Source organism: Dellaglioa sp. CoH-56-MRSF-13 (assembly GCF_056782095.1).
In genome coordinates, this window is the sequence record NZ_JBXAYC010000165.1 from 1 (window position 1) to 272 (window position 272).

General features: G+C 54.4%; 1 protein-coding gene. It reads right to left on the reverse strand.

All coding sequences use genetic code 11. The features are described 5' to 3' along the window. On the reverse strand, nucleotides 1-272 hold a 272-nt coding region (locus AC1RP1_RS08325), incomplete at both ends, for an ATP-grasp domain-containing protein (RefSeq protein WP_481762775.1).

The window sequence follows — 272 nt, forward strand, 5'->3', positions numbered from 1 at the left end:
CCACAGTGTAAGGCCCGGAGCAGTTTAGGCAGTTCAGCTCAACGATGCGCAAATCTGTCACATCTTCGACAACTTCGCAAACATCCATGACATACGCACGCGGTGCCGTAGGATGGTGCACCGTCTTGTGATACGCGCGAAGCTTGTCTGCGTCCTGCGCGTACACCTTCTTGTGCTGGACGTGCCCACGATTGCGATACTCAGCAATGTCGATCACTTCCCCGTCAACCACAAACATCCGGAACTCGCGACCCAAATTCTGTAGATCGCTG